The organism is Aquabacterium sp. A3, assembly GCF_038069945.1.
Lineage (GTDB): Bacteria > Pseudomonadota > Gammaproteobacteria > Burkholderiales > Burkholderiaceae_C > Aquabacterium.
The window spans coordinates 1459854-1480420 of record NZ_JBBPEV010000001.1 but is presented as its reverse complement, the minus strand read 5'-3'; the positions used below and the strand labels follow the sequence as shown (position 1 = coordinate 1480420).

The window sequence follows — 20567 nt, the reverse complement described above, 5'->3', positions numbered from 1 at the left end:
CCCCATGATCAAGACCAAACAACTCAAGCTGACCCCGCTGGCCCTGGCGCTGAGCGTGGGCCTGATGGCCGCCGCACCAGCGCATGCTGATGAGCGCGAATCGCTGGAAACCCTGCGCCAGACCACGCTCAACCTGATCGAGGCCCTGGTGGAAACCGGCGTGCTGCCGCGCGAGAAGGCCGATGCACTGATCCAGGCAGCGCGCGAGAAGGCCCAAGCTCAGGCTCAGGCCGCTGCGGATGCCGCTGCCGCCCCCACCGAGGCCACGCCTGCCAAGCGCGTGCTGCGCGTGCCCTACGTGCCCGAGAGCGTGCGCGCCCAGATCCGTGACGAGGTCAAGGAAGAAATCATCACCCAGGCCCGCGCCGAGCGCTGGGGTGTGCCGGGTGCGCCGTCATGGATGAACCGCATCAAGATCGATGGCGACATCCGGGTGCGTTACCAGAACGACAGCCAAAGCAAGAACAACACGGCGGCTGAGACCTACATGAGCAGTGAGATATTGAACGCCAATGGCATCAGCCGTGCGCCGGATTTCGGCAATTACCTGATCAACGACGCAGGCAATGCCCTGCCCACCGCCGACACCACGCAGTCCAGAAATCGTGAGCGTGTGCGCCTGCGCCTGGGCCTGACCGCCAAGGTCACGGACGAGGTGGGCGTGGGCGTGCGGCTGGCCACGGGCAGCGCCACCGATCGGGTATCGACCAACCAGACGCTGGGGCAGAGCTTCAACAAATATGAGTTGTTTGTGGATCGCGCCTTTGTGCGGGTGGACCCGGCCGAGTGGGTGAGCATCCAGGGTGGGCGCATCCCCAATCCCTGGTTCGCCACCGAGATGACGTGGAATGAAAACCTCAATTTCGAAGGCTTTGCGGCCACCTTCCGCCGACCCCAGGTGGACGATGGGTTTGCGCCGTTCCTGACGCTGGGCTACTTCCCCTTGCGTGAAAACTCGGCCTCGCGCAACCGTCGATCCTTGGTGGGTGCCCAGTTGGGGACGAGCCTTGAGGTGAGTTCTCGGACGCGCGTCAAGCTGGGTTTGGCGTACTACCGATACAACAACATCGCAGGGCGGGCAGAAACTGATTTTGAACAGTTCACCGACCCCGATACCAACACGGTGGGCATTGCCGTGGGCCAACGCTATGGCCAGTACGAATACCCGGTGGGGCTGCGCCAGCGCGGCAACACGGTGTTCGAGACCAATCCTTTGCTGCCCGTGGCCGACGGCGTTGACCTCATCCGGCCTACCTGGGGCCTGGCCTACGACTTCCGCCCCCTCGTGCTGACCGCCTCGGCGCAGTTCACCCACTTCAGCCCGTTCAACCTCTTGCTGTCGGCCGAGTACGCCTACAACACGGCCTTCAGCGAATCCGATTTCCGCAAGCGCTCCAACTACGACCTCAACCCCGGCGGCCGCCGCGACGGCTACAACCTGAAGCTGGCCGTGGGCGCCACCGAGGTGCGTGACATGGGCGACTGGCAGGCGCAGTTTGCCTACCGCCATGTGGGCTCTGACGCCGTGCTGGACGCCTTCACCGACAGCGACCTGGGCCTGGGCGGCACCAACCTGCGCGGCTTCACGGTGGGCTTCCAGTACGGCCTGTACCGCAACACCACGGTGGGTGTGCGCTACATGTCAGCGCAGAACATCGACACCACGATCAACAGCAGCTTCCCCACGGCCTCGTACAAGGTCAATACCCTGCAGGTGGATTTCAATGTGCGCTTCTGACCGTTCTCTGGCCTTCATCAAGGGGCTGATGCTGTCGTGTGCGGTCTTGATGGCCGCCAGCACCTGGGCGCAGGGCTCGGGCGACGAGCAAACGCGCCGCCTGCGGCTGCAGATGCGTCAGTTGCAGCAGCAACAGGCCAGCCTGCAAGAGGCCCAGGCGCAGGCTGAATCGCAACGCCAGGCCGCGCAGCAGGCCCTGGAGGCCACGCGCACCGACCTCTCATCCCAAAAAGCGGCGGCCGCTGCGGCGTCACGCCGGGCCGCAGGCCTGTCCAAGGCCCTGGCCGACACCACCGCCGAGCGGGACGCCCTGCAGGCCCGCGTGGCCGAGCTGGAGGCCAGCCTGCAGCGCAGCACCGAGCAGGGCCAGGTCTGCCAGGCCACGCTGGGGCAGGCGCGCCTCAACCTGGGGGCGGCCAACCGCGACCTGAACACCCGCCTGGGCCAGTGCCTGAAGGACAACAGCGAGCTGGTGACCCTGGGCCAGGACCTGCTGCAACGTTACGAAAACAAGGGCCTGGGTGAGGTGCTGGGGGCGAATGAGCCCTTCATCCAGGCAGGTCGGGTTCGATTGGAGAACCTGGGTGATGAAATCAGGGCTAAGCTGAAGTCCCACACCCACTGATCCTGCGATCTGCGCCGCCATGCCCATCACCTTCAAATCCCAGGCCACCGGTGACCTGCTCATGCTCCAGGCCTCCGCCGAGGCCTTGTTGTCCTTGTTGGACAAGAACGCGAGCGAACCCGGCATCCTGGAGCCCAAGGACATGCCAGCGGCCCTGGCCGTGCTCAAGGGGCTGCCCGCCGATGAGCCCGAACCGGCACCGGAGGCCTCGGCCGACACCGCCGATGAGGGGGGGCCATCGCCCGCCACAGACCCTGCCTTTGCCGATGAGCCTGTCACCTTGCGCCAGCGTGCCTGGCCCCTGGTGCGCATGATCGAGCGCGCCCTGGCCGACAACAAGCCCATCGTCTGGGGCGTTTGAACTTCAGCGGGTCTCCCTGTCCGCAAATGCGGGATTGTGCGCTGCAGCATGTCTGCGGCATGATGCACGCATGCCGCAAGACATCACCCGAGTGCTGGTCATCCGCCATGGCGAGACGGCCTGGAACCGAGAGTCCCGCATCCAGGGGCACATTGACATCCCCCTGAACGATCACGGCCGCTGGCAGGCCGAGCGCGTGGGGCAGGCCCTGCTCGACGAGCCCCTGGTGGCCATCTACAGCAGCGACCTGCAGCGCGCCCATGACACCGCTTTGGCCATTGGCGACGCCACGGGCACCGAGGTGCGCCCGGAGGTGGCCTTGCGCGAGCGCCATTTTGGCGAGATGGAAGGCCTGACCCACGATGAAATCCTGGCGCGCTGGCCCATCGAGGGCCGACGTTGGCGCCAGCGCGACCCTGAGTTCGGTCCGCCGGGGGGCGAAACCTTGCTGGCCTTCTACGAGCGCTGTGTGGCCGCCGCCACTCGGCTGGCGGCCGGGCATCCGGGCCAAACCATCGCGTTGGTGGCCCATGGGGGTGTGCTGGATTGTTTTTACCGGGCGGCCAACGGACTGGACTTGAGCGTGCCGCGCAGTTGGCGCATCGGCAACGCCAGCGTCAACCGCCTGCTGTATTCGCCCCAGGGCTTCACCATGTTGTCGTGGGCGGATGACCGTCATCTGCAGGCCGATGACGGCCTGGACGAAGCCACCGACGGCGCTGTGGCCCCCGCCTGAGGCCGTCGTCAGCGCGCCCGCAGACCGTCAAAAAACAGGTCCACGCTGCGCAGGCCCATGTCCACCAGATCAAACCGCTCCGGGGCCAGCATCCACACCTGGATGAGCCCATCGATCTGGGCGTGGTGGGTCATGGCGGCCACGGCGCAGTCGATGTCGGGGCGGATGTGGCCCAGGGCCTGAGCCCGCTCGAAGCAGCTGTGGATGTGGCCCTGGCACAGGCCGTGGATGCGCAGGTGGCGGTCGCGCACCGCCGACAGCTCGCTGACGTACTCCACCTTGTGGGTGGCGATGTCGAACACCCGCCGCGTGCGCGGGTCGTGCGCGATGCGCTGCAAGGCGGTGTCGGCCATGCGGCGCAACACCTCCAGTGGGGGCTCGGGCGCGTTGTCCATGGCGCGCACCGCGTCTTCCAGGGGCAAGGTGGTGCGCTCCATCATGGCGTTGAACAAGGTGGCCTTGTCCTCGAAGTGCCAGTACACGGCCCCGCGTGTCACGCCCGCGCGTTCCGCGATCTGCTGCAGCGAGGTGCGCGACACGCCTTGCTCGACAAACAGCGCCTCGGCCGCGTCCAGCAAGGCCTCGCGTGTGTGCAGAGCTTCTTCTTTCGTGCGTCGCATGCCGTCAGTGACCTTTCTGTTCTGTCGGGATTGTCGCCCGTTTCATAACATACATGCAAGTATGTATGTATATTTTGCTCAGACATTCAATGACCCAAGGTGCGCCCATGGCCTCTCAGCAAGTTTCCCGGACCGACCCTCTTCCCCTCAAACGCAGCGCCCGGTGGTGGACGTGGGCGGGTGATTCGCTGGGCGTCTTGGCGCTTTGCGCCTTGGCCGCCGCCTGGTTGACCGGTTGCAGCCCCTCTCAAGACGGCGCAGCCGCCGGCGCTGGCGGGCCACCCACCGTGCCCGCCGGCGTGGTGACGGTGCAGCCGCAAAGCGTGCCCCTGGTGGTGGAGCTGCCCGGCCGGCTGGAGCCCATCCGCACGGCCGAGGTGCGCGCCCGGGTGGCCGGCGTGGTGCAAAAACGCCTGTTCACCGAAGGCAGCACGGTCAAGGCCGGGCAGTCGCTGTTCGCCATCGACCCGGCCAGCTACCAGGCCGCGCTCGACAGCGCCCAAGCCGCCCAGGCCCAGGCCGAGGCGCAACTGGCGCAGGCCAGCGCCCTGCTGCAGCGCTACGAGCCCCTGAAAGAAGCCAAGGCCATCAGCCCGCAAGAGTTCCTCAACGCCCAGGTGGCCCAGCGCCAGGCGCAAGCCGCCGTGGCTGCCGCCAAGGCGGCGGTCACCCAGGCCCGGCTGCAGCTGGACTACGCCGCCGTGCGCGCGCCCATCAGCGGGCGCATTGGGCGGGCCCTGGTCACCGAAGGGGCCCTGGTGGGGCAGGGTGAGGCCACGCGCCTGGCCGTGATCCAGCAGGTCGATGCCCTGTACGTGAACCTTAATCAGTCGGCCACGCAGGTCATGGCCATGCGCCAGGCCCTGGCGGCAGGCCAGTTGCAAGCGGCGGGCACCTCAGGGGCGGCGGTGCGCATTCGCCTGGAAGATGGCTCGCTCTACCCGCTGCCTGGCAAGCTGCTGTTCACCGATCTGACGGTGGACGAGGCCTCGGGACAAGTCACCTTGCGCGCTGAAGTGCCCAACCCCAAGGGCGTGCTGTTGCCGGGCCTGTACGTGCGTGTGGAGCTGGAGCAGGCTCGCGCCGAAGGCGGCTTCGTGGTGCCCCAACAGGCCGTGACGCGCCAGACCAGTGGCGACACGCTGCGCGTGGTGGACGCCGAGGGCAACGTCAATGTGCGCCCGGTCAAGCTGGGGGGCTCGATGTTGACGCCCCAAGGCCCGCAGTGGGTGGTGCTGGACGGCCTGAAGGCCGGTGAGCAGGTGATGGTCGACGGCTTCCAGAAGCTGATGGTGCCGGGCACCAAGGTCAAGCCGGTGCCGTGGGCGCCGTCGGGGGCCTCCGCGCCTGCGGCCGCTGCTGCGGCCACATCGGCCACATCGGCCACACAGAACTGAGAAGGGGCACCCCATGGCCCAGTTCTTCATCAACCGCCCCATCTTCGCGTGGGTGATCGCCCTGTTCATCATGGTGTTTGGCGGGGTGGCCATCACCCAGCTGCCCATTTCGCAATACCCGACGGTGGCCCCGCCCGCCATCGTCATCAACGCCACCTACCCCGGCGCCTCGGCCAAGGTGCTCGATGAAACCGTGGTCAGCGTCATCGAGCAAGAGCTCAATGGCTCGCCCGGTTTGGCTTACATGGAGTCGGTCAGCCAGGCCAACGGCACGGCGCAGATCACCGTCACCTTCGAGACCGGCACCGATGTGGAGCTGGCCCAGGTGGACGTGCAAAACCGCCTGTCGCGCGCCACGCCGCGCCTGCCCTCGGCGGTCACGCAGCAGGGCGTGCGCGTGGACAAATCACGCAGCAACTTCCTGATGTTCGTGATGCTCTCGTCCAGCAACCCGGCGTACGACCCGGTGGCGCTGGGCGACTACGCGGCCCGCAACATCGTGCCCGAGCTGCAGCGCGTGCCCGGTGTGGGCCAGGTGCAGTTGTTTGGCTCCGAGCGGGCCATGCGCATCTGGGTCGATCCGGCCAAACTCGAATCCTTCAACCTGGGCTTTGCCGACGTCAACAACGCCATCCGCGCGCAGAACGCGCTGGTGTCAGCCGGTGGCGTGGGCGAGCGCCCCAACCTGTCGGCGCAAACCATGTCGGCCACCGTGGTGGTCAAGGGCCAACTGGAGTCGGTCGAGGCCTTTGGCAACATCGTGCTGCGCGCGCAGCGTGATGGCTCGGCCGTGCGCCTGAAGGATGTGGCCCGCATCGAACTGGGCGCCCAAACCTATGGCACCTACGCGCGGCTGAATGGCGTGCCCGCGGTGGGCATGGGCCTGCAGCTGTCGCCCACGGGCAATGCGCTGGAATCGGCCGAGGCCGTGCGCGCCCGCATGGACGAGCTCAAGCGCTACTTCCCCGAGGGCATGGACTACAACGTGCCGTACGACACCTCGGGCTTTGTGAAGCTGTCCATCGGCCAGGTGGTGCAGACCCTGTTCGAGGCCGTGTTGCTGGTCTTCCTGGTGATGTACCTGTTCCTGCAGAACATCCGCTACACCCTGATCCCGACGCTGGTGGTGCCGGTGGCGCTGCTGGGCACCTTCGGTGTGATGCTGGTGGCGGGTTTCTCGATCAACGTGCTGACCATGTTCGGCCTGGTGCTGGCCATCGGCATCCTGGTGGACGACGCCATCGTGGTGGTGGAAAACGTCGAGCGCATCATGGTCGAAGAAGGCTTGTCGCCGCTGCAGGCCACGCGCAAGGCCATGGGCCAGATCAGTGGGGCCATCATCGGCATCACCGTGGTGCTGGTGTCGGTGTTCATCCCCATGGCCTTCTTTGCGGGCTCGGTGGGCAACATCTACCGCCAGTTCAGCCTGTCGCTGGCCACCTCCATGGCGTTCTCGGCCTTGCTGGCCCTGTCGCTCACACCGGCGCTGTGCGCCACCTTCCTGAAGCCGGCCGACCCGAACCACCACGAGCGCAAGGGCTTCTTTGGCTGGTTCAACCGCCGCTTCAATGCCACCACCACGGGCTACACCCGCTGGACGGGCGGCTTGCTCAAGCGTGGCGGCCAGATGATGGTGGTGTACCTGGTCATCGTGGCGGCCATGGGCTGGATGGCGCTGCGCATGCCCACCTCCTTCCTGCCCAATGAAGACCAGGGCAACCTGATCGTCAACATCCAGTTGCCGCCGGGCGCCACGTCCAACCGCACCGAGGCCGTCGTCTCCGAGGTCGAGAAGTTCTTCCTGGCCCAGCCCGAGGTGGATTCCATCGTGGGTGTGGTGGGCTTCAGCTTCTCGGGCACGGGCCAGAACGCGGCCTTGGGCTTCGTCACCCTCAAGGATTGGGCTGAACGCACGGGCGAGGGGCAGTCGGCCCAAGCCCTGGCCGGGCGAGCCTTTGGTGGGCTCATGGGCATCCGCGATGCCTTCATCTTCCCCTTGGCGCCACCGGCCATCCGCGAGCTGGGCAATGCCACGGGCTTCTCGATGCGCCTGCAAGACCGCGCCGGCCTGGGCCACGAGGCCCTGCTGAACGCCCGCAACCAGTTGCTGGGCATGGCGCGTGAGAGCAAGGTCGTCACGGGCCTGCGCCCGGATGGCTTGGAAGACGCGCCGCAATTGCAGATCGACATCGACCGCGACCGGGCACTGGCCCTGGGTGTGGGCGTGGATGCCATCAGCACGGCCTTGTCGTCGGGCTTGGGCTCCACCTACGTGAACGACTTCCCCAACCAGGGGCGCATGCAGCGTGTGGTGGTGCAGGCCGATGCCAAAGACCGCATGCAGCCCGAGCAGGTGCTGCAACTGACGGCGCTCAACAGCGCGGGTCAGGCCGTGCCCCTGTCGGCCTTTGCCAGCACCCGTTGGGTGACCGGCCAGGTGCAGGCCGTGCGCTACAACGGCTACCCCAGCATGCGCCTGTCGGGTGATGCGGCGGCGGGCTTCAGCACCGGTCAGGCCATGGCCGAGATGGAGGCCATGGCCGCCAAGCTGCCGGCGGGCATCGGCGTGGAGTGGACGGGCCTGTCGCGTGAAGAACGGTTGTCGGGTGACCAGGCCGCCTTCTTGCTGGCCTTCTCGCTGCTGGCGGTGTTCTTGTGTCTGGCCGCGCTGTACGAAAGCTGGTCCATCCCGTTTGCCGTGCTGCTGGTGGTGCCCCTGGGCCTGCTGGGCGCGGTGCTGGGGGCCAACCTGCGCGGCCTGCCCAACGATGTGTTCTTCAAGGTGGGCCTGATCACGGTGATTGGTTTGTCGGCCAAGAACGCCATCCTGATCATCGAGTTCGCCCGTGACCTGCAAGACAAGGGCATGAGCCTGTACGAGGCCACCCTCAAGGCCTGTCAGCTGCGCTTCAGGCCCATCATCATGACCTCGCTGGCCTTCATCCTGGGTGTGCTGCCCCTGGTGATCGCCTCGGGCGCCGGCTCGGCCAGCCAACGGGCCATCGGCACCGGCGTGATGGGTGGCATGATCGCAGCCACCGTGCTGGCGGTGTTCTTCGTTCCCATCTTCTTTGTCGTGGTGCGCCGCTTCTTCCCGGGCCGCCGCGCCAACACCGATCTGCAGGAGCCTGCACATGAGTGAGCGTTTCATGACCCCTTCGTCTCTGGCCCTGGCTGTGGCCGCCGTGCTGAGCCTGTCGGCCTGCTCGCTCACGCCCGATTACCAGCGACCCACCGGGGCGGTGCCCGCCACCTTGCCAGCCAACCTCGGGGCCACCGCTGACCCTGCCACCGCCGTGGCCGACCTGCCCTGGACGCGCTACTTCCCCGATGCGAGGTTGCAGCAGCTCATCACCCTGGCGCTGGACAACAACCGCGACCTGCGGGTGGCCGTGCTCAACATCGATCGCCTGCAAGCGGCCTATCAAATCCAACGCGCCGAGCGCGTGCCCAACGTGGCGGCGCAGATCAACGCCACCCGCCAGCCTTCGTCACAGCCGCCGTACGACATCAGCACGGTGGTCAATGGTGGTCTGACGGTGTCGGCCTTCGAGCTGGACCTGTTTGGTCGCGTCAGGGCCCTGACCGAAGCCGCTGCGGCCCAGGTGCTGGCCTCTGAGGCCAACCGCCGCGCCGTGCACACCAGCCTGGTGGCGGCCGTGGCCAGCACCTACTACACGCTGTGGGCCGACCGTTGGCAGCTGGCCCTGGCCGAGCAAACCCTTCAGACCCGCCTGGATTCGTTCAAGCTGCAGCAACTGAAGTTTGACAACGGTGTGCTCAACGAGCTGGAGCTGCGCTCGGCCCAGTCCCTGGTGGAGGCCGCGCGCGTGGCCCGCGCCCAGGCGCAGCGCCAGTGGCAGCAAGACCTCAACGCCTTGAGCGTGCTGTTGGGTGCACCGGCGCCCGAGACCGCCTTGCCGCCCGCAGTGACCTTGCCGTCGCTGGCCTCAGAGCAGGCGCGTGACACGCAGGCCGCCGGTCAACTGGTGCAGGCCACGCTCTGGCCCGACCTGGCCGAGCTGCCGGTGGGCTTGTCGTCCGAGGTGCTGCTGCTGCGTCCCGACGTCGTGCAGGCCGAGCAGGCCTTGGTGGCGGCCAACGCCAACATCGGTGCGGCGCGCGCGGCACGGTTTCCGCGCATCGCGCTCACCGCCAGTGCGGGTGTGGTGAGTGACGATCTGTCGGGCCTGTTCAATGGTGATGGCCGCACCGCGTGGAGTTTTGCGCCGTCGGTGACGCTGCCCATCTTTGATCTGGGCCGTGCCAGCGCCAATGTGGCTTCGGCCCAGGTGCAGCGCGAGATCGCGGTGGCGCAGTACGACAAGGCCGTGCAGACGGCCTTCCAGGACGTGGCCGATGCGCTGGTGGCCCGCCAGACCTATGCCGAGCAGGCCCAGGCACAGCGTGCCCAGGCCGAGGCCGAGGCCGCGCGCCTGCGCCTGTCCACCCTGCGCTACGACACGGGCGTGGCCAGCCAGCTGGATTTGCTGGATGCGCAGCGCGCGCTGTTCAGCGCCCAGCAGGCCCTGATCGGGGCCCAACTGGCACGCCAGCAGGCGCACATCGCGGTCTACAAGGCCCTGGGCGGTGGCTGGGTGGCTCAGGACGCCGACGTGGCCTCAGCACCAGCGCCTTCGACGCCCTGATTGCCCTGATCCGTCACCTGATCAGCCGTCAGCCGCGTGGCCAGTCGCGCGCCCAGGCGGCGCACATTGTTCAGTGACAACAGGTGGGCGTGGATCCAGCCCAGTGCCCCCGAGGTGAACAGGTCTTGCACCACCTCGGGGGGCAGGGCCCGCAGGCGTGCTTCATCCACCACCTTGAAGCCCTTGAGGCTGCTGGTCTGCCCGTTCAACTGGGCGTCGATCGTCTGCTCGGTCAGCAAGTCCAGCTCAAGCAAGCGAGCCGCGAACTGGGTCGTGCGCACCATGTCCTGGTGATAGCCCAGCATGAACCGCTTGAGCTGTTGCAGGTAGGGGGTCTCACCGCCCTCGGCGTCGAACAGGGCCTCACCGCTGTCGGTGTTGAACCCCTCAAAGGCCTCGTCCAGGCAGACGGTCATCTCGTCTTGTCCGGCCTCGGTGGCCAGCACGAAGGGATAACGGCGCACGAAGGCCGGCACATACGCATGCTCGGCCCACTGGCCTTGGTCGTTCACCATCAGGTTCTCGTGATCGCGCAGTCCCACCACGGCCACCATGGTCAAGCCCTGTTCAGCCTCCACGAACACGCAGGGGTAGTCCAGTGCCGCCAGCGGCAGTTCAGTGCCCGCCAGCAGCACGGCGTTGGTGCCACGGGCAAACGCCATGGGTTCGGTGGCAGGGCGCAGTCGCCACTGACGGTGGGTGTCGCGGTTGACGGCCACAACACGTTCATACATCAACAAGGTGGTCATGGGGCAAAGTCCTCGAGACAAGCAAACCCCGACAGCATAGACCGCTTGTGTGACCCGTCGCCGACACGGCCCTGGCCTGATAATCCACACCGTGAATCCCGACCTGTCGCACCCCCCGTCTGGCTGGCGTGAGCGCCTGAACCTGTACCTTGACCTGATCCGCTGGGATCGTCCCCAGGGCTGGTTGCTGCTGCTGTGGCCCACCTGGCTGGCCTTGTGGATGGCCGCGGGCGGTTTTCCGGGCTGGCATCTGCTGCTGGTGTTCACGGCGGGCACCATCCTCATGCGCAGCGCGGGTTGCGCCGTCAATGATGTGGCCGACCGCGACTTCGATCGCCACGTGCAGCGCACGGCCCAGCGCCCCATCACCAGTGGCAAGCTCTCGGTGCGAGAGGCCTTGCTGGTGGGGGCCGTGCTGGCCCTGGTGTCGTTCGCGCTGGTGCTCAGCACCAATGCGCTCACCATTGGCTTGTCGTTTGGGGCGCTGGCAGTCACCGTGTTGTACCCCTTCACCAAGCGTTTTTTTTCGATGCCGCAAGCGGTGCTGGGGGTGGCCTTCAGCTTCGGCATGCCCATGGCCTTTGCCGCCGTGCAGGGTCAGGTGCCGCCCGTGGTGGGCTGGCTGCTGGTGGGCAACCTGGCCTGGGTGCTGGCCTATGACACCGAATACGCCATGGTCGATCGCGACGATGACCTGAAAATCGGCATCCGCACTTCGGCCATCACCCTGGGACGCTTTGATGTGGTCGGGGTGATGGTGTTTTACGTGCTGTGTCTGGGGTGCTGGGCCATGGCTGGCCGTCTGTCAGGTCTGGGCATGGTCTACCAGGTGGGGCTGGCATTGGCCGGGCTGCAGGCGTTGCATCACCTGTGGCTCATCCGCACGCGCGAACGCGCGGCCTGCTTTCAGGCGTTTCGGCTCAACCACTGGCTGGGCCTGACGGTCTGGCTGGGCGCAGCCGCCGACCTGGCCTGGGCCCATGCGGGCACCGTCACCCTCGGGGGCTGATCAGCGACCGAACTCGTCACCCAGCTCGCCGGCACGCCGCCGGGCAGCCTGCATGGCGGCCACGAAGGCCTCTTTCACCCCTGCCGCCTGCAGGTGTGTCAGGGCGGCGTAGGTGGTGCCGCCTTTGGAGGTGACGCGTTCACGAAGCACCGACGGGGGCTCGCTGGCCTGGCTGGCCAGGGCGGTGGCGCCGCCGAAGGTGGCCAGGGCCAGTTGACGCCCCTGTTCGGCGCTCAAGCCCATCTCTTGCGCCGCCTGCATCATGGATTCGATGAAGAAGAACACGTAGGCAGGGCCCGAGCCTGACAGTGCCGTCACGGCGTCCAGGTCGGCCTCTTGATTCACCCACATGGCCTGCCCGGTGGGCGCCACCAGGGCGTCGATGGCCTGCCGCTCCTGCAGCGTCACTTCAGGGCGGGCGTACAGGCCCGTCATGCCCTGGCCCACCAGGGCCGGGGTGTTGGGCATGGCCCGCACGATGCGGGGTGTTCCCAGCCATCGCGCCATGTCGTCGGTGCGCAGGCCGGCCATCACGCTGTAGTGCAAGGCGGTGCCGGTCAGCGGCGCGTACAGGTGGGCGGCGTCCTTGAACTGCTGCGGCTTGACCGCCCAGACGATGGTGCCCGCGGCTTGCAGCTGGGGCACCGCGCCGTCGGCGGTTTGCACGCCCAACTGGCTGCTCAGGCGGGCGCGCTGATCGGCCACGGGGTCGATGACCAGAATCTGGTGGGCGGGGCGACCTTGTCGAATCAGGCCACCCACGATGGCGGTGGCCATGTTGCCGCCGCCGATGAATGCGATGTCAATGGGAGAGGTGTTCGTCATGCTGCAGATCATGCCTGATGCGTGCCAGGCGTTCCAGCAGATCGGGCACATCGATGGGTTTGGGCAGCACCACCACCCGGTCGTGGTGGGCTTGTGCCGACAAGGTGCCTGACAACTCGCCCGTCACCAGGTAGGCGGGCAGGTGCTCGCCAAATTCATAACGCAGTTGGCGCAGGGCGTCCAGGCCGTTGATGTCCAGGCCCAGGCGGTGGTCGCTGATCAGCGCGCAGGGCATGTCACCTTCCGGCATCTGGCCCTCGGCCTGCAGGGTGACCAGGGCGTCCATCGCGCTGTCTGGTGTGGTGGCGGCCGCCACCTGCCAGCCGTGTTGCTTGAGCACCAGGGCCGTGCCCTCCAGCACGTCGGGATCGTCGTCCACCAGCACCACAACCCCCTGACTGGTCTGGGCAGATCCCGGCGGTGGTGTCGGGGCTGTGGCCATGGGGGCCGTGGGCGCCATGGGTGACCTGGTCGGTCCAGGGGGGCTGGCGGGCCGTGGGGCAGGTGCGGGCGTGGGGGTGGGCACCGACGCGACCGGCACCAGGCGAGGCACGCGCACCGAAAACACTGAGCCTCGGCCCGGTCGTGACAGCACCTTGATCGGCGTGGGGCCCAGCATGCTCAGGCGCCGGACGACGGCCAGACCCAGGCCCAGGCCCTCGCTGCTGAGGCGGCCCTCGTTGCTGGCCTGGAAGTAGTCTTCAAAGATGCGATGCCGGTGTTGCGGCTGGATGCCCAAGCCGGTGTCCCAGACCTGGCACATGACCCAGGGGCCACGCGCGCGCGCCCTCAGGCGCACCTCGCCGTGTTCGGTGTAGCGCACCGCGTTGTTCAGCAGGTTGCGCAGGATGCGCTCCAGCACGTGGGTGTCGGTCAGCACCCACTCGCGCGTGGGCTCCAGCGACCATCGCAGCCCCTTGTCAGCGCACAGCACCGAAAACTCCGAGTCCAGGCGGTGCCACATCGCATCCAGCGCCTGGGCCTGGGGCTGATAGTCCAGGCGCTGGGCATCCAGTCGTGCCAGGTCGAACATCTTGTCGAACATGCCGCTGAGCGACGACAAGGCCGTCTGCATCTTGTCCAGCAGGGGGCGTCCCTGTTGTGGCTCCACCCAGGTGCGCAAGGCATTGCTGAGCAGGGCCAGCACATGCAAGGGTTGGCGCAGATCATGGCTGGCCGAGGCAAAGAATTCGCTTTTTTGCTGGTCGGCCTGCTCGGCGCGGGCCTTGGCCTGGGTGACCTTGTCGATCTCTTCGCGCAGTTGCAGCACCAGGTCGGCGTTTTCATGGCGCAGCAACAGGCCTTCGCGCAGGCGACGGCTGATGCTCAGCGACACCACCTGGCAGGTGGTCATCGACAACAGCATCACCAGGGCCAGGTAGGTGGCACTGGGGCTTTGGGCCCACAGCAGCTTGAAGGCGGCCAGCAGCACCAGCGGGATGCTGCCCAGGAAGGCGGCCCCCCAGTCGTGCACGGTGACCAGCATCAGGGTGTAGCCGTACACAATGACGGCCGCCACCAGGGTCAGCCGCCACTCCAGGCTGGCCACGTCCAGCAGGGCCATCGCCAGCATGCCCCAGCCCAGGCTCTGTAGCGCGTGCCAGCCCAGCAAGGCCAGGCGCCAGTGGCTGTAGCCCGACTGCGTGATGCCGAAGCGGCGAAAGTGCCGCACCGCGCGCACCACCGCCGTCCACAGCGTCAGCAACATCAGCGAGGGCCACAGCCATTGCCAACTGGGCAGGGGCCAATCCCGAACGATCCACAGCAGCGCCACCAGGGCCAGGAACTGGCCCAGCAGAGAGCTGGGTGACGTGCGCCAGCCGTCCTGCAGCATTTGAAGGTCGATCCGGGCCTCCAGTGGAGACAGGCCCTGGAGCGACCGGCGCCACAGGCTCACGCCACGTGTTCCCTCAGCGGATCGCTGTCATCGTCCAGTGGCATCGGCTGGCTGTTGCCTTCACCGTCGGCGCGGCCCAGCACCCCCGGGCTGTGCGAGCACAGCAAGACCAGCTGGGTGCGGCTGTGCACGCCATAGGCCCGGAAGATGGCGCTGACGTGCAGCTTGACGGTTTCGGCGCTGATGCCCAGGGCCGCCGCGATGGCCTGATTGGTGCAGCCTTTGAGGATCCACTGCAGCACATCCTTTTGCCGCGGCGTCAGTCGGATGTTGCGCGGCTGGGTGTCTTCTTCGGGCGCGGGCCATTCCACGTCGCTGGTGCTGAGCAACTCCGACGGAAAATGCAGCCGGCCTTCCACCAGGGCCTTCAGGGCCGTCATGAAGCCGTCGATCTCGGCCAGTTTCGGGATGAAGCACGACGCGCCGTGGTGGATGCATTCCAGGGCAATCTGCACGTCGCTGTGACCGGTGATGATGCCGATGCGCTGGGTGGGCGCGGCCTGTCGCATGGTCTGGAGGGTGGCCATGCCTCGGCTGTCCGGCAAACCCAGGTCCAGCAGCACGACGTCGATCGGGTCGCCCGCGCTGTCTTGCAGGCACTGCAGCGCCGATTGCAGGTTGTTGGCCTGTGTGAATCGGGCCTGCGGATCCAGGCTGCGGATGGCCTGCATCATGCCTTCACGAATGAGGCTGTGGTCATCGACCAGCAGGTAATGGGGCGCTCGGGTGACTTCCATGACAATCTCTCTCAGAGTCCCAATGGTAGTGCGGCCTCAACGTTCACCAAATAGGGCTGTACCCACCCTGACCAGGGTGGATCCTTGTGCAATCGCCTCTTCCAGGTCCTGGCTCATCCCCATGGACAAGGTATCCAAGGGTATACCCGCTGCCGTCAGGCTGTCAAAGACTGCGCGCACCCTGGACAGTTGCTCGGCTTGCGCCCGAGGGTCGGCGCTGGGGGCGGGCAGGGCCATCACCCCGCGCAGGCGCAGCCTGGGCAGGCTGCGCACGGCCTGGGCCAAAGGCAGGGCCTCGGAGGGGGGGATGCCATGTTTGCTGTCTTCGCCGCTGGTGTTGACCTGGATGCACACCTGCAAGGGGGGCAGGTCGATCGGTCGCTGTTCGTTCAGCCGCTCGGCCACTTTGAGCCGGTCGACGGTGTGCACCCAGTCGAACGTTTCTGCCACCACGCGCGTCTTGTTGCTTTGCAGGGGCCCGATGAGGTGCCATTCGAGCTGATCGCGCAGGTCGGCCAGCTCGGCGACCTTGGCCACACCTTCCTGCACGTAGTTCTCGCCGAAGCGGCGCTGCCCGGCGGCAAACGCCTCCCGGACGGTTACGCCTGGAAACGTTTTGCTCACGGCCAGCAGGGTCACACTGTCGGCGGAGCGCCCAAAGCGTGAACAAGCCTGGCTTATCCTGTCTGTCACTCGTTGTAGGTTCTCAGCGATCGTCGCCATAATGGGCCGCTCTGTCGTACACCCTTCTATCATCCATGGATATCACCCAGCTGCTGGCCTTCGCGGTCAAGAACAAGGCGTCCGACCTCCATTTGTCGGCAGGCCTGCCCCCGATGATCCGGGTGCACGGCGATGTGCGTCGCATCAACGTCGATCCGCTGGACCACAAACAGGTTCACGACATGGTGTACGACATCATGAACGACACCCAGCGCAAGCAGTACGAAGAGACGCTGGAGTGCGACTTCTCGTTCGAGATCCAGGGCCTGGCGCGGTTCCGGGTCAATGCCTTCAATCAGAGCCGTGGCGCGGGCGCGGTGTTCCGCACCATCCCGTCCAAGATCCTGACGCTGGAGCAGCTCAATGCACCCAAGGTCTTCCAGGACCTGGCGCTCAAGCCGCGCGGCCTGGTGCTGGTGACGGGGCCGACCGGTTCGGGCAAATCGACCACGCTGGCCGCCATGGTCAACCACCTCAACGAAAACGAGTACGGCCACATCCTGACGGTGGAAGACCCGATCGAATTCGTGCACGACTCCAAGAAATGCCTCATCAACCAGCGCGAGGTGGGGCCCCATACCCTGAGCTTTGCCAACGCCTTGCGCTCGGCGCTACGTGAAGACCCGGACTGCATCCTCGTGGGCGAAATGCGCGACCTGGAAACCATCCGCCTGGCCCTGACGGCGGCCGAAACCGGCCACCTTGTCTTCGGCACCTTGCACACCTCCAGCGCGGCCAAGACCATCGACCGGATCGTGGACGTCTTCCCTGCGGCTGAAAAGGACATGGTGCGCGCCATGTTGTCCGAATCCCTGCAGGCCGTCATCTCGCAAACCTTGTGCAAGACCAAAGATGGCAACGGGCGTGTGGCCGCGCACGAGATCATGATCGGCACCCCGGCCATCCGCAACCTGATCCGCGAAAACAAGGTGGCGCAGATGTATTCGTCCATCCAGACCGGCAACAGCCTGGGCATGCAGACGCTGGATCAGAACCTGGCCGACCTGGTGCGCCGCAACGTCATCTCGGCATCCGAGGCCCGTTCGCGCGCCAAGATTCCCGAGAACTTCCCAGGCTGACCCGGCCTGCGCCTCATTCCTCCACCGCCCAGAACACGACCATGGAACGCGATCAGGCCTCGAAATTCATCAACGATCTGCTGCGCCTGCTGGTGGCGCGGGGCGGCTCGGACTTGTTTCTGACGGCCGACTTCCCGCCCGCCATCAAGGTGGACGGCAAGCTGACCAAGGTGTCGCCCCAGCCGCTGACCTCTCAGCACACCATGGCCCTGGCCCGCGTCATCATGAACGACAAGCAGGCCGCCGAGTTCGAGCGCACCAAAGAGTGCAACTTCGCGGTGGCGCCCACAGGCATCGGTCGGTTCCGGGTCAACGCCTTCATTCAGCAGGGCCACGTGGGCATGGTGCTGCGCGTGATCCCGCAAAGCCTGCCCACGGTCGATGGGCTGGGGCTGCCGCAAGTGCTCAAGGATGTGGCGCTCACCAAGCGCGGGCTGGTGATTCTGGTGGGGGCCACCGGGTCGGGCAAGTCCACCACGCTGGCGTCGCTGGTGGATTACCGCAACGAGAACTCCTACGGTCACATCATCACGCTGGAAGACCCGGTCGAGTTCGTGCACCCACACAAGAATTGCATCGTCACCCAGCGTGAAATCGGCATCGACACCGATGGCTGGGAAATGGCGCTCAAAAATACCCTGCGCCAGGCCCCCGATGTGATCCTCATGGGCGAAATCCGCGACCGCGAGACCATGGAGCACGCCGTGCAGTTCTCCGAAACCGGGCACCTGTGCATGGCCACGCTGCACGCCAACAGCGCCAACCAGGCGCTGGACCGCATCATCAACTTCTTCCCTGAAGAGCGGCGCACCCAATTGCTCATGGACTTGTCGCTCAACCTCAAGGCCATGGTGTCGCAGCGGCTGCTGCCCCGCCAGGAAGGTAAGGGCCGGGTGGCGGCGGTCGAGATCATGCTCAACTCCCCGCTCATCTCCGACATGATCTTCCAGGGGCAGGTGGGCGAGATCAAAGAGGTCATGAAGAAGTCCCGCGAGCTGGGCATGCAGACCTTCGACCAGGCGCTGTTTGACCTGTACGAGGGCAACTACGTCACCTACGAAGACGCCCTGCGCAACGCCGATTCGGTCAACGACCTGCGACTGCAGATCAAGTTGAACAGTGCCCGGGCGCGCAGTCGCGATCTCACCGAAGGCACCGAACACCTCAAGGTGCTGTGAGGCCATGCCGATCGTCGCCAAGTCCTACGAGCCGGTGCCTGCGCGCCATCTCGCCTTCATCGGCCTGGGCACCATGGGCAGCGCCATGGCGGCCCATCTGGTGCGCGCCGGCCACCGGCTCAGCGTGTTCAACCGCAGTGCGGCCAAGGCCCAGGCCTGGGTGGCCGAGCACGGCGGTCGTGCCGCGCTGAGCCCTGCCGATGCGGCCTGCGGCGCCGACATGCTGCTCTTGTGCGTGGGGCGGGATGAGGACGTCCGTCAGGTGCTGCTGGGCGAGGGCCTGCCTGGCGGCATGGCCGATGGTGCCTTGTCCACCCTGGCCCCCGGCAGCGTGGTGGTCGACCACACCACCACCTCGGCCGATCTGGCCCGCCACATGGCGGCAGCCTGTGCCGAGCGCGGCGTTGCGTGGGTGGATGCGCCCGTTTCAGGGGGTAACGTCGGGGCTGAACAAGGGGTGCTCACCATCATGTGTGGCGGCTCGCTGGCGGCCTTTCAGCAGGTTCAGCCGGTCATCGCTGCTTACGCGCGGGCCGTCACCCTGCTGGGTGAGGTCGGCAGCGGCCAATTGGCCAAGATGGTCAACCAGATCGCCGTGGCCGGTTTGCTCCAGGGGCTGGCCGAGGCGCTGGCCTTCGGGCAAAAGGCCGGCCTGGACATGGAGGCCGTGCTGGGCGTGATCACCCAGGGCGCGGCCGGCAGCTGGCAGATGCAGCACCGTGGCCCCACCATGCTGGCCGATCGCTTCGACTTCGGGTTCGCGGTCGACTGGATGCGCAAAGACCTGGGCCTGGTGCTCGACGAGGGGCGCCGCCTGGGCGCCCGCTTGCCTGCCACGGCCCTGGTGGACCAGTTTTACGCCGACCTGCAGGCCCACGGTGACGGGCGCCTGGACACCTCCAGCCTGATCCGCCGCCTGCGTTGAGCACCAGGCAGGCGCCGAGCTCAGGGGGCGGGGCGGTAGGCCGGCGTCGTCTCGGTGGGGCTGGCCGGCACCGACGAGCCGGGCTCAGGGCGGGGCAGGCGGTTGGCCAGTTCGGCCTCGCTGATGGTCTCGAACACCTTGATGACACGGCGCACCCCTGAAATGCTGGCCGTCAATTGGGCCGCACTGTTGGCTTCGCGCTCGGTCACGATGCCCATCAGGTAAACCTCGCCACGCGACACCACCACGTCAAAGGCGTTGGACATCAGGTCTCGGGCGTCGATCAGCGTCGCCCGCACTTTGCTGGCCAGCAGGGCATCCGAGGCGCGGGTGCCCAAACCCGCGGTGGGGCCCACCACCAGCTCATTGATCACTTCGTTGACGTTTTCCACACCGGCGACCGCCTGTGCCACCGCCGTGCGATCGGCTTCGGTGGGCACCTCGCCCGTGATCAGCACCTTGCGGTTGTACGCGTTCACGCTCACCCGGCCACGGTCGCCGATGGCCTCCAGGATGCGATTGGCGGCCTTGATGTTGATGCCCTTGTCTTCGACCAGGGCGCCGGACGTGCGGCGGTCGGTGGCCACCATCGCCCCGCCCACCGCGGTGCCCAGCACCAGGGGCGCACAGGCCGACAAGGTGCCCAGCAGCGTCACGGTCACCCCCAGCGCCACGGCGCGGTGGCGCCAGCGCCCTTGTCGATTCAACGCGGTGTTCGTCGTCATGCAGCTGTGTCTCCGAGCAAAGTGGCATCCACCGCATGACACAGGCCATCCAGGGCCAGCCATGCCGTGGCAAACAAAATCGCGGCGCGCGCACCCGGCAAGGGCACCCACACGTCCGTGTCTCTCAGCAAAGGCCCCAGGGTCTGGGCCGCCTCGCCTGAAAAGACCACCAGCGTCATGTCAAGTTCCCGCGCCGTGGCCGTGGCTGCTTTCAGGTCGCGCTCTTCGCGCTCCATCGAGAACACCAGCCACACGTCACCCGGGTGTCCCCAGGCCCGCAGTTGCTGGCCCAGCGTGGCCTCGCCCGCGGCCAGGGCAGGCGTGAGGCAGTGGGCGGCCAGCGGTGGGCGTTCTCGCCCGGTGCCATGCAGCAACAGCGCGGCGGCTTGGCGTGCCAAGGTGTGGGCCTCGGCTTCACCGGCGCAGAACACCCGACCGCCCGAGGTCACCGAATGCACGATGGCCTGCGCTGCGTAGTGGATCTGTGAGGTCAGTCGTTCTGACGACTGGTACAGCCAGTCTGCGGTTTCCAGCAGGGGCTGTTGAGGAAATTGGGCTTGAAACGGTGTGTCCGCCATGACGTGATCATAAGTC

The 20567-nt window shown here is 66.7% G+C and carries 19 protein-coding genes; 11 read left to right on the top strand and 8 right to left on the bottom strand.

The window, feature by feature from the left end; genetic code table 11:
- Window positions 1-4 precede the first annotated feature (4 nt).
- The 4 genes from WNB94_RS06605 (at window position 5) to WNB94_RS06590 (ending at window position 3460) form a co-directional block, all read left to right on the top strand.
- Window positions 5-1738, top strand: a complete 1734-nt coding sequence (locus WNB94_RS06605; RefSeq protein ID WP_341389208.1) for a putative porin — start codon at window positions 5-7, stop codon at window positions 1736-1738.
- Window positions 1725-2363 carry a hypothetical protein gene (locus WNB94_RS06600; protein WP_341389206.1) on the top strand — a complete coding sequence of 213 codons (639 nt, stop codon included), beginning with the start codon at window positions 1725-1727 and terminating at the stop codon, window positions 2361-2363. Before WNB94_RS06605 ends, WNB94_RS06600 begins: the two co-directional genes overlap by 14 nt.
- Window positions 2364-2382: 19 nt before the next feature.
- Window positions 2383-2724 (top strand): DUF1840 domain-containing protein, encoded by a 342-nt coding sequence (locus WNB94_RS06595; RefSeq protein ID WP_341389205.1) that lies wholly within the window; start codon window positions 2383-2385, stop codon window positions 2722-2724.
- A gap of 70 nt (window positions 2725-2794) precedes the next feature.
- The gene (locus WNB94_RS06590; protein ID WP_341389203.1) at window positions 2795-3460 is read left to right on the top strand and encodes a histidine phosphatase family protein; all 666 of its coding nucleotides are present in this window, start codon (window positions 2795-2797) and stop codon (window positions 3458-3460) included.
- A gap of 8 nt (window positions 3461-3468) precedes the next feature.
- Here WNB94_RS06590 and WNB94_RS06585 read toward each other — a convergent pair whose 3' ends face one another.
- Window positions 3469-4080, bottom strand: a complete 612-nt coding sequence (locus WNB94_RS06585; protein ID WP_341389202.1) for a TetR family transcriptional regulator — start codon at window positions 4078-4080, stop codon at window positions 3469-3471.
- 107 nt (window positions 4081-4187) lie between these two features.
- On the opposite strand from WNB94_RS06585, the gene WNB94_RS06580 reads away from it, so the two are divergent.
- Genes WNB94_RS06580 through WNB94_RS06570 form a run of 3 tightly spaced genes read left to right on the top strand, consistent with a single transcriptional unit; the run spans window position 4188 to window position 10126 of the window.
- Window positions 4188-5477 carry an efflux RND transporter periplasmic adaptor subunit gene (locus tag WNB94_RS06580; RefSeq protein ID WP_341389200.1) on the top strand — a complete coding sequence of 430 codons (1290 nt, stop codon included), beginning with the start codon at window positions 4188-4190 and terminating at the stop codon, window positions 5475-5477.
- A 13-nt stretch (window positions 5478-5490) separates the two neighbouring features.
- The gene (locus WNB94_RS06575; RefSeq protein ID WP_341389199.1) at window positions 5491-8619 is read left to right on the top strand and encodes an efflux RND transporter permease subunit; all 3129 of its coding nucleotides are present in this window, start codon (window positions 5491-5493) and stop codon (window positions 8617-8619) included.
- Window positions 8612-10126: an efflux transporter outer membrane subunit gene (locus WNB94_RS06570; RefSeq protein ID WP_341389198.1), complete on the top strand. Its 1515-nt coding sequence runs from the start codon at window positions 8612-8614 to the stop codon at window positions 10124-10126. The genes WNB94_RS06575 and WNB94_RS06570 overlap by 8 nt, the downstream gene beginning before the upstream one ends.
- Here the strand turns inward: WNB94_RS06570 and WNB94_RS06565 are convergent.
- On the bottom strand, window positions 10081-10875 hold the full coding sequence (locus WNB94_RS06565; protein WP_341389197.1) for a SapC family protein: 795 nt from the start codon (window positions 10873-10875) through the stop codon (window positions 10081-10083). The genes WNB94_RS06570 and WNB94_RS06565 overlap by 46 nt on opposite strands.
- Before the next feature lie 82 nt (window positions 10876-10957).
- On the opposite strand from WNB94_RS06565, the gene ubiA reads away from it, so the two are divergent.
- Complete coding sequence (gene ubiA, locus WNB94_RS06560; protein ID WP_445819044.1) at window positions 10958-11884, top strand: 4-hydroxybenzoate octaprenyltransferase; 927 nt, start codon at window positions 10958-10960, stop codon at window positions 11882-11884.
- Here ubiA and proC read toward each other — a convergent pair whose 3' ends face one another.
- Genes proC through WNB94_RS06540 form a run of 4 tightly spaced genes read right to left on the bottom strand, consistent with a single transcriptional unit; the run spans window position 11885 to window position 16066 of the window.
- Window positions 11885-12709, bottom strand: coding sequence for a pyrroline-5-carboxylate reductase (gene proC / locus WNB94_RS06555; protein WP_341389193.1), 825 nt, complete (start codon window positions 12707-12709; stop codon window positions 11885-11887).
- Window positions 12687-14606 carry an ATP-binding response regulator gene (locus WNB94_RS06550; RefSeq protein WP_341389192.1) on the bottom strand — a complete coding sequence of 640 codons (1920 nt, stop codon included), beginning with the start codon at window positions 14604-14606 and terminating at the stop codon, window positions 12687-12689. The genes proC and WNB94_RS06550 overlap by 23 nt, the downstream gene beginning before the upstream one ends.
- Window positions 14603-15343: a response regulator transcription factor gene (locus WNB94_RS06545; RefSeq protein WP_341389191.1), complete on the bottom strand. Its 741-nt coding sequence runs from the start codon at window positions 15341-15343 to the stop codon at window positions 14603-14605. Before WNB94_RS06545 ends, WNB94_RS06550 begins: the two co-directional genes overlap by 4 nt.
- A 36-nt stretch (window positions 15344-15379) precedes the next feature.
- Window positions 15380-16066, bottom strand: a complete 687-nt coding sequence (locus WNB94_RS06540; RefSeq protein ID WP_341389190.1) for a YggS family pyridoxal phosphate-dependent enzyme — start codon at window positions 16064-16066, stop codon at window positions 15380-15382.
- A 35-nt stretch (window positions 16067-16101) separates the two neighbouring features.
- Between WNB94_RS06540 and WNB94_RS06535 the strand changes: the two genes are divergently transcribed.
- Genes WNB94_RS06535 through WNB94_RS06525 form a run of 3 tightly spaced genes read left to right on the top strand, consistent with a single transcriptional unit; the run spans window position 16102 to window position 19248 of the window.
- The gene (locus WNB94_RS06535; protein ID WP_341389189.1) at window positions 16102-17145 is read left to right on the top strand and encodes a type IV pilus twitching motility protein PilT; all 1044 of its coding nucleotides are present in this window, start codon (window positions 16102-16104) and stop codon (window positions 17143-17145) included.
- A 41-nt stretch (window positions 17146-17186) separates the two neighbouring features.
- On the top strand, window positions 17187-18323 hold the full coding sequence (locus tag WNB94_RS06530; protein WP_341389188.1) for a PilT/PilU family type 4a pilus ATPase: 1137 nt from the start codon (window positions 17187-17189) through the stop codon (window positions 18321-18323).
- 4 nt (window positions 18324-18327) lie between these two features.
- Complete coding sequence (locus WNB94_RS06525) at window positions 18328-19248, top strand: NAD(P)-dependent oxidoreductase (protein WP_341389187.1); 921 nt, start codon at window positions 18328-18330, stop codon at window positions 19246-19248.
- Window positions 19249-19268: 20 nt separating this feature from the next.
- Here the strand turns inward: WNB94_RS06525 and WNB94_RS06520 are convergent, their stop codons facing one another.
- The gene (locus WNB94_RS06520) at window positions 19269-19973 is read right to left on the bottom strand and encodes a BON domain-containing protein (RefSeq protein WP_341389186.1); all 705 of its coding nucleotides are present in this window, start codon (window positions 19971-19973) and stop codon (window positions 19269-19271) included.
- Complete coding sequence (locus tag WNB94_RS06515) at window positions 19970-20551, bottom strand: SIS domain-containing protein (protein WP_341389185.1); 582 nt, start codon at window positions 20549-20551, stop codon at window positions 19970-19972. Before WNB94_RS06515 ends, WNB94_RS06520 begins: the two co-directional genes overlap by 4 nt.
- Window positions 20552-20567: the final 16 nt, after the last annotated feature.